This is a genomic window from uncultured Shimia sp., from assembly GCF_913054185.1.
Taxonomy (GTDB): Bacteria; Pseudomonadota; Alphaproteobacteria; order Rhodobacterales; family Rhodobacteraceae; genus Shimia.
This window is the reverse complement of the sequence record NZ_CAJXIV010000037.1, coordinates 1-13,434: the sequence shown is the minus strand read 5'-3', so window position 1 is coordinate 13,434 and position 13,434 is coordinate 1. Positions and strand designations below refer to the sequence as shown.

General features: G+C 55.3%; 9 protein-coding genes. 3 read left to right on the top strand and 6 right to left on the bottom strand.

Annotation, left to right across the window (positions count from 1 at the left end):
* Positions 1–441: 441 nt before the first annotated feature.
* The gene (locus tag QZ517_RS09730; protein WP_294225867.1) at positions 442–1,359 is read right to left on the bottom strand and encodes a DUF2950 family protein; all 918 of its coding nucleotides are present in this window, start codon (positions 1,357–1,359) and stop codon (positions 442–444) included.
* Positions 1,360–1,363: 4 nt separating this feature from the next.
* Positions 1,364–2,578 (bottom strand): DUF3300 domain-containing protein, encoded by a 1,215-nt coding sequence (locus tag QZ517_RS09725; protein ID WP_294225863.1) that lies wholly within the window; start codon positions 2,576–2,578, stop codon positions 1,364–1,366.
* 515 nt (positions 2,579–3,093) lie between these two features.
* Here QZ517_RS09725 and QZ517_RS09720 point away from each other — a divergent pair.
* Positions 3,094–3,723 (top strand): hypothetical protein, encoded by a 630-nt coding sequence (locus QZ517_RS09720; RefSeq protein WP_294225860.1) that lies wholly within the window; start codon positions 3,094–3,096, stop codon positions 3,721–3,723.
* Positions 3,724–3,730: 7 nt separating this feature from the next.
* Here the strand turns inward: QZ517_RS09720 and QZ517_RS09715 are convergent, their stop codons facing one another.
* The 4 genes from QZ517_RS09715 to QZ517_RS09700 form a co-directional block, all read right to left on the bottom strand.
* Positions 3,731–4,156: a hypothetical protein gene (locus tag QZ517_RS09715; protein ID WP_294225857.1), complete on the bottom strand. Its 426-nt coding sequence runs from the start codon at positions 4,154–4,156 to the stop codon at positions 3,731–3,733.
* A 4-nt stretch (positions 4,157–4,160) separates the two neighbouring features.
* Positions 4,161–5,702 (bottom strand): caspase family protein, encoded by a 1,542-nt coding sequence (locus QZ517_RS09710; protein WP_294225852.1) that lies wholly within the window; start codon positions 5,700–5,702, stop codon positions 4,161–4,163.
* Positions 5,703–5,857: 155 nt separating this feature from the next.
* Positions 5,858–7,129, bottom strand: coding sequence for a hypothetical protein (locus tag QZ517_RS09705; protein ID WP_294225849.1), 1,272 nt, complete (start codon positions 7,127–7,129; stop codon positions 5,858–5,860).
* 112 nt (positions 7,130–7,241) lie between these two features.
* On the bottom strand, positions 7,242–9,323 hold the full coding sequence (locus QZ517_RS09700; RefSeq protein ID WP_294225844.1) for a serine/threonine protein kinase: 2,082 nt from the start codon (positions 9,321–9,323) through the stop codon (positions 7,242–7,244).
* Positions 9,324–9,458: 135 nt separating this feature from the next.
* Here QZ517_RS09700 and tssH point away from each other — a divergent pair, with 135 nt between their 5' ends.
* Together tssH and QZ517_RS09690 are read left to right on the top strand one after the other, a co-directional pair.
* Positions 9,459–12,209 carry a type VI secretion system ATPase TssH gene (gene tssH / locus QZ517_RS09695; protein WP_294225841.1) on the top strand — a complete coding sequence of 917 codons (2,751 nt, stop codon included), beginning with the start codon at positions 9,459–9,461 and terminating at the stop codon, positions 12,207–12,209.
* Positions 12,210–12,227: 18 nt separating this feature from the next.
* Positions 12,228–13,367: a DUF2169 domain-containing protein gene (locus QZ517_RS09690; protein WP_294225838.1), complete on the top strand. Its 1,140-nt coding sequence runs from the start codon at positions 12,228–12,230 to the stop codon at positions 13,365–13,367.
* Positions 13,368–13,434 lie beyond the last annotated feature (67 nt).

The window sequence follows — 13,434 nt, the reverse complement described above, 5'->3', positions numbered from 1 at the left end:
GCATCGCGACACCGTTGCAATTGAAGACTTGTCGGCACAAGAGGTCCAACACGCGGTTCACGTGCATGGCTCGATTTTTGGAGTCGTCGAAGCTCCATCACTCTTTGGCCGCCAGGTCAAAGGAACTGCGGAAGCGATCCTACATCGGATTGGCGTGACGGTCTGCTGTCCGCGCTTTCTCCCGCAAGAAACCATGGATGAGAACAAAGTGGTTTATGCCCTTTGAGGCAATCAAAACGGGGGGGCAAAGGGTTTGGTTGAATAGCCAACCACACACCATGCACTTGTACATCCGTGCTCAAGCTCCACGCCACGAAAATCCCCCACCCGCGACTTCTGACACGACCACAATGGAAGCGATTGGGAGGCAGCCAAAACCCACAATCTACGGCATAACTACTCACAGTAGGAGAGTTGTCGCTCTCCCGCTTGTTCAACTATTCAATTGTTCAAATCGACAAGGCGCCAATCGGAAGTCGGATCAAAACTTCTGAGTGAAAAAGCCACTTCCAAACTGTCTTCGCCGAGATCTGCCTCATGCACCTCACCGTTTTCAGAAACCAAAAATGAGTGAATGCCCGTGTTTCCGTAATCAGATGGCACCGCCAACAAGGCATGTCCGGCCACCATATTGCCACCAATGACATAGTCCAACGCACCGCCAGGGGCCGCGGCGCTCTGGCTGTGCAGAATTCGGTAGTAATACCCGCCAAATGGTTCCGGACCCACATCGGTTTCGCCGTCAGAGTACCCGTCAAGGGATGCAAGGGCGATACGCGCGCCCAAAGGGCTGTGCTCCCCCGCCCAAAACAGCCCGTCTCGCATACCTTCGCTCGACAAGAACGCGGGCGCAAACTCCATGACCCCATCAGCATCATGGTCTTCAAGGCGATACTCAGCCTGGATATCACCATAGACCGCCATGAACTCGATGACCTCCAACTCATTCAAACCGATGCGCCGGAACAATACCTCGTCACGGCCCGCTTCGATGTCAAATTGCCAACTGGTGCCTGCCCTCTCAAGCGGTATCGGAAAAGGCCAGCCCTCCGCACCTAGAAATAAAACCACCCCGCCATCCTCAGCAGGCTGGAACCGGTACCCTTCAAGAAACAAGTCGAGAATTTCGGCGCGATTGGCCTTGTCGCGCGCAGGGTTTCCCGTGGACAGCAAATCTTTGGCATCTGCCCCAAAAACTTCCAAAATTTCGGTCTGATCGCCCTTTTGCAAGGCCGCAATCATTGCATCAAGCGCGGCTTGCGGTGTGGTGTAAACCGCAGACGTTTGCGCTTCGGCCGAAATTGAAAGAGCCAAGCCAAGAACAGCGCCGGACAGGGATTTAGCGAGTGTACTTTTCATTTGTCTATCTCCCTCTACGCGCACCGGCAGCGGCCCGGCCACGAGAAGCTCCCGCTTTGGCACGCTGAGATGGCGCGCGTTTCTTCATCGCACCACCATTTGTGGGGGCCGCCTGACGTTTGGGTGCCACTTTGGCCCTGGCCTGCGGAGCTTTTGGACGTGGGCTAGCTTTCGGAGTTTGTTTTTTTGTCGTGCGCTCCACCGCGGCTTTGCGGTCAGCAGCAGAGGGGCTTGATGGGCGCTCGACACCTGCCCGAGGATTTTTGCTTTTGGAAATATCCGCGGCGCCACTTTTCTTGGCGAGATCGGAGCGCATCTTGTCCCCTCGGTCCGGCTTGGTCACCGGCAAAGACGTCACGCCATCTTTGTCACGCTTGCGCGCAATTGTATCACGGGCTTCTTTTTGACGGTCTTCACTGGGTTTCCAGCCAATGTTGTTTCGATCCCCGATATTAACGTCCCCGTCGATATCAATATCGATGTCCGGGTTGCGAATGATCGGTTGGCCATTCCACCCCCCACAATTGCGACAGCCCCAATAGTCATTCCAGTGGTCATCATCGTCAAAAATTTCGTCCATAATTGCGAAGGCGCCAAATATCAGCAGGCCGGTGGCAACGGCGTCGCCGACATCTGAGGAATTGTCGACATACACGGTCTCTGTTTCATATTGCGGAACGTAAACAACCTCGGGATCAGTTGGCTGAATGACAATTGTATCGGTGTCGCCTTCCTGAATGACTTCAACTGTTTGCTCGTCACCACTAACCAAATTGCCTGCGTCGTTGGCGGCTTGCCGTTTGACCTGAACTGCAGCCATCACATCATCGCTTTGGGCCAGCATTGCGTTGCCAACAGTTTCCGTCCAGTCGATGTGAGCAGCCATGTCTTCAAGCACATCTGGAAAGGCTGTGGCCAAAACTTCAACACTTTCGTCCCAGTCTTCGGCTTCGATTAGCGGCTTCAAATCCTCTTTCGCCGCATCAGCGTTGTCCTCTAGGAACATGTCAGCCTTGACCACCTCAAGAGGAAATGTGGCCGCCACCAACACCTGAATAAGCAACGTGTCTGGATAAAGGGCGACAGGCGCAACAAGCGTTTCAAGCTCTTCGGTTTGCAGAAGGTCGCTGTCTTGTTCAGCCCCAGATTGTGTCCGCGCTCCAGACGGGGTGAGCAAAATCGCGGTTACCAAAATGGCTTTTATCTTAATGTAGTGCATTCCTCAGCCCCTAAAAACAGTTGCTAGTGCCCCACGTTAAGCCTCATTGCCAAACGAACCAAGGTTTTTTGCCAAGCCAGCAATGAAACGTCGAAGTCGAGCGTCGAACGCCACACCACAAACACTGGTTGTGCCTTGGCCGTCTGACCTAAATGACCCAGGATCGGACGCAAACATCCGGTTCATTGGCGAGCAAGGCTGACCGCGCTTCATTTTTGCGGACATTCGACCGGTTCCGGTTTTTTATTGGTCATGTCCTGATTGGCCCCATGCGACAATTCTGTCTCCCTCACCTTCTGCAATTGTAATGCTAGGCCTCATGGCGTCACAGGAAACGGGTTCCGCAAATTCTGCGCGTCTAACAGTTTTGGTGTAAGGTGGTCGTAGACGGCACGGTGTTGGCATCATTAGGCGCCTTTTATGAGACGTGGCCAACCACATTCAGACCACGGGAAATGACTGTACTTTCTCTTTCACGACGACAAAGCACGACCAATTTTTTGAGGGTAGAGATTATGAAACACATTGTTGAAAGACGCCAATTTTTGGCTTTCGCAAGCGCACTGATTTTGGCCAGCTGTGACAGCGGCGACGTGATGAGCTGGGAGCCGGAAACGGATTCTGAAAAACAACTCAGGGAAAGCCGTGAAGCGCTGCAACGCACTGTTGGCGAGGGCGCGCTGCTTGGTGCTGCTGCCGGTTTTGCTATCGGGACAGCAATCGACGGTTCAGAAGGTGGGTTCCGTGGTGCTCAAATCGGGCTGTTGGCAGGCGTCACAGCAGGCAGCTACGTGAAGTCCAAACAGCAGAAGTTTTCCGAACAAGAGCGCCTTCTTACCGAAGTCATTTCGGACTTGCAGCGCACCAATGCCAGAATGGAAGACAGTCTGCGGGCCATGCGCGCCGCCCTGAAAGAAAAGCAAAGCCGCCCTCAGCCTGATGCAACGCGAGACGCCCGCGTGTCCAGCGAAGCTGCTGCAACTTTGAAAGTGGGCGAAAACTACAATGATCTCTTTTCCGAAACCCGCTCCATTTTGTCCTCGCAAGGTTACCAGACGGCATCGATGGACCGCGACATGGCCACTTTAAGCAAACGGATATCAGAGATGCGCTCTGTGGCCGAAGCATTGGCGGTTGACCTCTAGCAGCGCTTCAGTTGGAGAGCTGCGCAAGCTCGAGGCTCAGGGATTTTGCCTCCGCAATGGTGCGCTGCAAATCCGATAGCTTGGCGTCCGTGTTTTGGGCGGGCGCCGCATAAGCGATCACACGATTGACTTTTTGTGACATTTGCGCGCTTACGCCCTGCGTGGTGGCCATTTGTGTCTCAAGCTTGGATTGCTGATACGACAGATCAGCCTCCGCAGCATTGATCTGCCTAGCCAGATTTGCATTACGGGCTTGCTCGGCTGACGCCTGCGCTTCGAGGGAGTCGACACGCGCCTGATACGAGCCCGAGGTTATGCCCGCGACGCCGGACACAAAACCGCCATCAGCTGGGTCATCTGATGTGACGCAAGCAGACAAGAGGCATACAGGGAGGGTGGTCAAGAATGCGGAGGACAGACGAAATACAAGCATCGGTTCACTCTTTCTGTTTGGGGAGGAAGTCGGTGAGCCAGGACATGCTGCCCACCTCGGAGATTCTTGAACTATGCACATGTTTCAAAAACTGACCGGTGTCAGCCATTGCTCTTTGATTAGCGTTGAGAGCACCGCGGGTGCCCCCGCTGAGGTTCAGCAGCGCAAGCGTCGCGTCTTCGGGCACAAACAGGACGGATTGATCCAAAAGGGTCCGGTAATAATCACGGCTGCCATCCAACCGCCCCAACACAGTGTCACGGGCATCTTTGATGGCGGCCACATCCCTACGCGCCTGTGTCAATTCAGCCAGATAGTCATCGTTGCCTGCGGCGATGGCTTCAAAGTCCCTCAATGCATCTTCGGCAATGGACAGTGTACGCTCAACACCATTCAGGGCAACAAGGTCTGTGCGCATCCGCTGCGCCGTGGTGGACGCCAGCATCATCGACAACCGTGTTGCATCATCAATCATTGTCTGGAAGCTTGCATCTCCTGGCGCAGCCGCCGTCGATTGATACCTCTCAAATGCTGCGCCCAGCTCGGCTTTTCCCAGGGTTTCTTGAGACATTTTGGCTGGCACAAATCCAAGCATCCTTAACGCAGCAATGGCCGCATCCGGATTGTTGCTCACAATTTCCAGCGATGTTTGAGAGGTGGGTTTTGCCGCCGCGCCATCTCCGTACGACAGTATAGACTGGGCGATATCGGCATAGGTGCCATTTGGATACGCCGCCAAATATCCTTGGACAGCTGCAAAACTGCCATCACGCACCACCATTTGCCAACTCTGCATATCTGCCATAACCGGGTCGCTGAGGCTGGACACGTCGTTGGCTTTTGCAAATGCAAGCTCACTTAGCAGTGCCTCTTCAACCCAAGGCACTTGTTTACCGGCCGTTTTCATCACGACCTGCTGCCTGACCCGCCCGATCAAAAGGCGCACGTCCAGGTTTGGCGTGCCAATGTGGTCCAGCAGAGCCGAGGTAAACACACTGTTCCGGCCTGAGCCGTCAAAGGCGACGTTGCCTGGATCCGTGGAATACACAAACATCAGCCCCGCTCCACCCGACGTGCGCGCCAGGCCCGTCTGTTCGATCTCTGCAATGTCAAACGGGGCATCTCGGCACGCATCAACAAAGATCAATCCGGTTTTGGGGCGGGCACGCTCAAAAGATCTTCGAATTTCGGTGAGTGTGACGGAGCTGTTCAATAGGGTCCGCGTGTTGGCCACTGAAAACTCACGTCCGATGAGGTAGTTTTCGCCGGTATACTGAACGCCATGGCCTGCGAAAAAGAACATCGCGACTTCAGCACCTTTGGCATCGGCACTGAACCGGGCCAACCCATTCAGCATCTGGGATCGGGTTCCGTCGCGCAAAACGGTAACCCGAAACCCCAAGTCAGATAGCGCGGTTTCCAAATCAGTTACATCGTTGATCGGATTAGCCAGGGACAGCGCCGGATTGTCAAAATTCCCATTGCCAACCAACAGAGCAACCCTGTCTGCGGCCAAAGCTGCGAAAGCGAGAACAGGCCAAATCATTGCCGACATCAGAAACGCGGAGACGGTCCGCTTTTCAAATTTGTTTCGGCTCTGTGGGCATGACGCCCGAGTGGTAAACAACCGCATCATCCTCCCTTCACGCTAACATGTGCCGGCACCATTTTGGTGGTCAAATATGTGCGCTGCCACGCAAGTTAAAACTGGTATCCAAAATTGACATTGACCTTTTTGTAACCGTGGTTGCCGACCGTGTAAGTTATTCCAAGCCGGGCGGCGTCCCAGGTCAACCCGTTCTGTGACCGTTCCGTTCCAAGCGAAATGGCAAAATCTGTATAGTTATCAATATAGACATCATCACCGAAAATCTGGGTGTTGACGATCGACGCTTCCCAGGTGGTCGGTTGGTCAAACAAACGCCAAGTTGTGCGCCCTGATGCTGACAGACCGTTTCGGGTGACCGTGTTCTGCAGATCATAATCCGGGCTTTTTTCGCCACTGCCGGGGCTGCCGGTTGTAGAAATATAACTGAGCATATTGCCGAGATTAAAATCCAGCCCCATTGCGTTGAACAGAAACGACGACGTAAGGGACCCGGAATACATATAGGCAAATGCCCCAAAATCATCTGATCCCACACCGCCAACCCGCACACTTGGGGTCACTGACCAGTTGTCCAAAACGGGAATACGCAACCCACCGCCAAGGGACGCCGAATAGGACTGTGACCCGCCAATGTCGACATAGGTCAATGGCATTTCCAAAACGACGGCCCAACGCGGATCTGCCAATGGTTTGACATAAGAAATTGGCAGCTCAATGACCGTACCTTCAGCTCCATCAACCGAAAACCGTCCCAAACGCGCCGCCACCCCCGGAATCCCGCCAGCGGACTCCTCGACCGTGTTGTCATCGTTCACTTTGACGCTGCCACTGCCGCCAAACCCCGACCCCAACCCAAAGTCGCTGGAAATCATATTGGCTTGCAAAGAGGTCGGGTTGCCAGCAACAGGGTCCGTCGCTGTGGTTTGAACCAAGAGTTCGCCAATCCGTGTAAGAATGCCGTCTTGGTTGCTGACCAAATAGTCATCCAGCGCATCCTCACTTAGCTCGCGGGTCTGTTCGGAAAAGGTTTCACTGATATCCAGATCTGGAATGGAGAACCGCAAAGTTGACCCGGAGTCGGGATAAACGAGGGAGTAGTCGACTCCACGAAAATCTCCTAACACCGTGGCTGTCGACGTTGTTGTGTAGCTGGGATTCAATCCGGCGATGCCTGCGGAGGTGGTGGTTTGATCCACAAAATCCAAGGCGTTTGTGAAAGATGTCTCTGTGGTGGTTCCGTTGCTGGTCACCGTTACATTAAACAATGGATCTGCGCTTCCAAGCCCGGGTTGGAACACCACTGCAATCACTGTTGTCGCCATAACAGCGACCTTCGGACGGGTCAAAAATTCGCTGAAGTTCAAAATAGCCTCCCACAAAAAACGCACTAAACTATAACAATTCCTGAAAATTTTCACCTTCCGGTAGGCTGTCAGGCCAGCAACTTGTTTCTGATCGCGCCAAGCGCATCACGCCTCAGGGTCGCGCATCAATGATCCGATAGGCCACGCCCAAGATATCCTGTGAACGTTGCGCCATCACTTCCCCAAGGGCCTCCGCGACCGAAGCCACGCTCTCCTCTGTTGGTCGCCTGATGTCAAACAACGGCTCTGTTGAAAGGATGGCAATGACCTCGGATTTCCCGTAATCACCCTCGGTCACTTGGATTGCCAATTTTTTTGGATCTTGCGCGAGAATGGAAACCGGCCAAAGCACTCGAATACGGCGAATGCCTGCAACCACTTCTCCCAGGGCATCAACTTGGTTTTCGGTGTCATACACATTTGGCAAGACGTGAAACACTTTGCCAGTGTTGTCGACAACCATCACCCAGAGCGACGCATCAGCAATGTTTTCTGGCATTTGAATGTCGACGACGGGATTGTCCCCGGTCGAAAAGACACCAGTTAGAGAATCTTCGCCAGTGTCCCCATGCCCAAGCCGCACCGAGACGGTTTGGGCGGCAACCTGCGGAAGGACGGCGCGAATGGCGCAAAGGTCATTGTTTAAAACGCGCGTTTCCACCTTGAGTTGCCGATCGCCGATCAGAGGTTCAAGGCGAGACTGGATGGCTAAGGCATCCTCGACATTCGCGACATCGCCCACAATCGTGACATCATCAAAGAGTGCAAATGTGGCGTCTTTATCTCGCGTCAATGCGAGCGCGCCACAGGTCGCTACACCAGCCAATTCTGGCGTCAGGGCTTGCACAGCCAACATAACCGGACCGGCCACCAGATCGGCTTCGACAGACATGTTGTTAGACTGTGCCTGGGCCGCAAAAACTTCGGCAATCTCAGCCCGCACGCGGCTGCTTGAGGCGACGCCAGTCACCTGTGCGGACATGTCTGTTACAGAGATTTGCCACGCCTCAAGCTCATACGCGGCCTTCAAGAGTTCTGACGCCGCCAAGGCCCAACCTGGAGAAGGCATGCCTTGTGCCAGTGTCACACTGCCTTCCACCGGTGTCACACCTGTCACGTCGCGGAAAGATCCCCGCAAAAGCTCTGCTGTGGCCTCATCTGGTGCATGTGTCTTGATCACCGCGTTGCCATTTGGATCATTTGCCGCGAGAAATTCATAAGGGCTCGCAACCGGTAGTTCTGGCTCAAAGGCGTCAAAATTCCAGAGCAGCGCTGCCGCCAGTCCCACCACACAGGCGGTCGCAAGGACAATGCGTCCCCATCGTTTCTTGGGGAGATCATTGGAAACCTCGCCTTGCTGATTTGGGCGCAGCTTTCCATCCAGCCAAGTGATTGCTTCTGTGGCATTTGCCGGACGCTTTTTCATGTCAGGATTGGTTGTCCAGTCAATCAATTCTTTCAGGGGATCAGGCACGCCCTCTGTGTCCAGCGGTTGGGCTTTTTGACGGACGATTTCAGCTGGCATCGTGCTGAAGTCCGGCACTGTGCCGCGCCACGCGGCAAGAAGCGTTGCGCCCAGACCATAGATATCTGTTTGAAATCCGACGCGCCCCTCGAGTTGTTCAGGCGCCGCGTATTCATATTTTCCGGCAAATCCGTTGCCGACAATTGTGCGCGCCCCTGTGGCAGTATCCTTGGCGATCCCAAAATCGATAATGGTGGCCTGTTCGGGAGATTCATTGGCCAGAATGATATTGTCGGGTGACAAGTCGCGGTGGATGATGCCCTCGGCATGGGTTGCGTCCAATCCCTGCAAGACACGGTGCGCGACAATCAACAAATCACGCGCCGCCATACGTTTTTCTGTCATGATGCCGTTGAGCGACGGGCCTTCAATATAGTCCATAACCAGGAAAACATGGCCGTCATCAGACTTGGAAACCTCGATGTATCGCACCACGGCATCATGTCGAATCGACCGCATCTGGTCTTCGCGTTTCATCAACTCCACATAATCGTCATTGCCGGAGAACTGCGCGTTTAACGCCTTTATCGCCACTTCCCGGTTGTTGATCTGGTTACACGCCAGGTACGCCTCTCCGGTTCCGCCACGCCCTAAAACACCCTTAATTTCATAGGTGTTATTCAGTATCTGGCCAACTTTAAAAATGTCCGTGGGCAGCGGCGTCTTCATAGAAATCTCCTTGCAAGGGCGCGGAATTTCAAAGGTGTCGATTCAAATGCGAAACGGGGCTAATATGCTCAGTATACCTGAATTTTATTTTTTCATCGCTGTTCGTCTTCATCCTTTTTTTCGGAGGACTTTGAGATGTCCCCACGTGGATCGCAGGATTCCATCAAACGCAAAGAGCTTGTGGGCAAGCTCAATCCAACTTGCCTGAAGGCCTTTTCAGAAGCCGCCCAAGCCGCAAAACGCCGTGGCAACCCCTATGTTGAGCTTGTGCATTTTGTCACCGGGCTCGCTGATGCCGAGGGGTCGGATTTCGCGCTACTGCTGGAATCGGCGGGGGTAGATCGCCACACATTTGACGGCGATGTGCTGCGCGCCACAGATGCGCTTCGCCACGGTGCCGGGTCTGTTGAGGAGTTCTCTGACCACATCTTCCGCGCCATTCAGGAAGCCTGGCAATTTGGCTCGCTCGAGTTTGGCGACGACACCGTGCGCTCCGCTTATGTCCTTCTCGGAGCATTGCAGGTTCCGGTTTTGGAAGGCCTGTTGTTCAAGATCAGTCTTGAATTTGACAAGTTGGACAGCGCGGCAATGGCCTCACAGCTTGATGAATTACTGGTGGACTCCATCGAGGCCCCTGCCACCCCTGCTGACAGTCAGGCGCCTGCGAGCAAGAAAGCACCGGGAGGCAAATCCGCTTTGGCGCAGTTTGCAACCAATCTGACTGCCCAGGCGCGTGACGGTAAAATGGACCCGGTGGTGGGTCGCGATCCTGAAATTCGCCAGATCGTCGACATTCTGATGCGCCGCAAGCAAAACAATCCGATCCTGACCGGGGAAGCGGGCGTTGGTAAAACCGCTGTGGTCGAAGGGTTTGCCCAGCGCCTTGCGCGTGGCGACGTGCCCCCCCAGCTGCGCAATGTCGATCTGCAGATGCTTGACATTGGCCTGATGCAAGCAGGCGCTTCGGTCAAAGGCGAGTTTGAAAAACGCCTGAAGGCGGTGATTGACGAAGTGCAAGGCTCCGACACGCCCATCATCCTCTTCATCGACGAAGCCCACACTTTGATTGGTGCGGGCGGGGCTGCAGGCACCGGCGATGCGGCCAACTTGCTCAAACCCGCCTTGGCACGCGGCGAGCTGCGCACCATCGCCGCCACCACTTGGGCGGAATACAAACAACACATCGAACCAGATCCAGCCCTGACCCGCCGCTTTCAAGTGGTGAAAGTGGACGAGCCTGACGAGGACAAGGCGGTTTTGATGTGCCGTGGCATCGCGGGCGTTCTCGAAAAACACCATCAGGTTGAGCTTCTGGATGAAGCCATCGAAGCGGCCGTAAAAATGTCTCACCGCTACATCCCGTCGCGGCAATTGCCCGACAAGGCGATCTCGCTTTTGGACACAGCCTGCGCGCGGGTTGCGGTTAGCCAACACGCCACGCCTGCGGAGGTTGAAGACATTCAACGCCGCCTCGCAGCTTTGGAGATTGAAGAAGGTATCATTGAACGCGAAGAAGCGATTGGCATCGACGTGGGCGAGCGCAAGGCAGTTGTAGAGGCGTCTCTGGACGTGGCCGAAGGTGAACTTGACGCCGCCTCGGCGCGTTGGGATGCGGAAAAAGACATGGTTGCCGAAATTTTGGATCTGCGCGCGCAATTGCGTGGCGCGGGTGCGGCGGTTGATGACACCGGAGACATCGGCGACGCTGACCCTGCTGAGCTGGATCCCGAGGAGCCAGCCGAAGACGGCGCTTCAGAAGCAGACGACGCCACCGCAGATCCAGCGCCCCCCTTTGACCGCGAAGAAACCTTGGCCACTCTGCGCACACGTATGACAGCCCTGACAGATGCACAGGGGGAAACCCCGCTCATCCTTCCAGCCGTCGACAAACAGGCTGTGGCAAGCGTGGTGCAAGATTGGACCGGCATTCCCATGGGCCGCATGATGGCCAGCCAGACAGAACGTGCGCTGTCATTGGCCGAGGATCTCGCCAAGCGCGTGGTCGGCCAGGATCATGCTATGGAAATGATTGCCAACCGCATTCAGACCTCTGCCGCAGGTCTTAAACCACCCGAGAAACCCGTTGGGGTGTTTATGCTTTGCGGACCGTCTGGCGTAGGCAAAACCGAAACCGCATTGGCCTTGGCTGAGCTTATGTATGGCGGCGAAGACAATATCATTTCCATCAATATGTCGGAATTCCAAGAAGCCCATACGGTTTCTACCCTCAAGGGCGCGCCTCCGGGTTATGTCGGCTACGGCAAAGGTGGCATTTTGACCGAAGCTGTGCGCCGCCGCCCCTATTCGGTTGTGCTGTTGGACGAAGTCGAAAAAGCGCACTCGGATGTGCATGAAATCTTCTTTCAGGTCTTTGACAAAGGCATGATGGATGACAGCGAGGGACGCCGGATTGACTTCAAGAACACTTTGATCCTGCTGACCTCCAATGTTGGCTCTGACGAGATCATGGCCATGACGGAGAACGGCACACAACCGGCTGACATGGACGAGCTGAATCAGTCTTTACGTGCGCCCTTACTCCAGGTGTTTCCAGCCGCCTTGCTGGGGCGGGTTGTCACCATTCCTTACTATCCGCTGTCGGACTCGATGATCGAGGCCATTGCAGGCTTTAAGCTCAAATCCATCGCCAAACGGCTGGGCGAAGGATACGGGGCGGACCTAGTGATTGGCGAAGGCGCCATGGATGTGATCAAGGCCCGCGCCACCGAAATCGAAAGCGGTGGGCGTATGATTGACGCCATCCTGACCAACACGCTGATGCCCGAATTGAGCCGCCGCATCCTCAACCACAATCTTGAGGGTAAGGAGCTCATCAAAGTCACGGTCACCGGCGGAGAGGACGGCTTTTCTTATCACTTTGAGTGACTTCAGGAGCGGACAGGGATGAAGGTCTACAACCGCCACGGCTATTTACACCAACACACCATGGGCATGGATGTGGCTGGGCGGGAGTATTTTTCTTTAGTGATTAAAGGCACCTGGGCGTTTCCAGACACACCCGGAGCGCCAATGCGGCTTTTGCCTGAGGTGGAGCAGACACCCTTGGTGATGGCGGATCAGCACACTGGAGAGCCGGGCTACTCCGCAACGTTATGGGAGACCGATTTTGCCTTTCGAAAACCCGCCTGTGACGTGGTCGTGCAAGGCGCCGCCTATGCCCCAGACGGGCAGAAGGCAGAACGGGTGCAAGTGGGCATTCGGGTTGGGGAGTGGCACAAAACACTGATGGTCGTGGGCCATCGTGAGTGGCGAGTGGTCGGCCCGGCGATTATGGCCACCGATCCCTATCCATTTAGCCGTTTGCCGTTTTCCTATGATGTGGCCTTTGGCGGCACCGATAAGCTCGACCCAGAGGTGGAAAACCCGCATTCTTATACCGCCAACCCCGTGGGACGCGGTTATGCCACGCCGCGCAATCAGGATCGTCTCAGCGGTGCGCCCCTACCCCTGACGGAAGAACCGGGCGTTGAAGTCACATCACCTTATAAAGACTACCGCCCTATGGCATTGGGGCCCATTTCCCGCGCCCGCGCCGATCGGTTGAAGTGGGCCGGCACCTATGATCAGAAGTGGCAAGACGAGGTATTTCCCTTCCTACCGCGCGACTTTGACGAACGCTACTATCAGCAGGTTGGCAAAGATCAGCAGATCATCCCGCCCGCCACAGGCACCCCGGTCACCACACTTAACCTCACCTCCAAAGGCCGCGAGCAGTTCCAGCTGCCGCAAACCGACCTCCCTGTGCGCCTTTTTCGTGGATGGGAAGAGGCTTTTTCAGGTGTGGTGCGACCAGACACCCTGCTGTTTGACACCGAAGCGCGGCGCATCTCGATGGTCTGGCGTGTAGACGTGCCCATGAAACGCATCATCACCGAGATCACCGAGGCCTGGATTGGCACCCCAGCCAAAGGTCTTGAGCGCGCCAAACGACAGGGTAAAGCGTATCACCCGCGTGGCCGCCGCTTCCGTTTGCCGGGCGACACGCCTGTGCCTGCGGCGTCAGATGCGGAGGCCCCGTCATGAGTGCGTTAAAGGGACTCGGCCTCAATATCCTCTCCGCCGGCATGGTCACTGCCGTGGGATTAAGCCG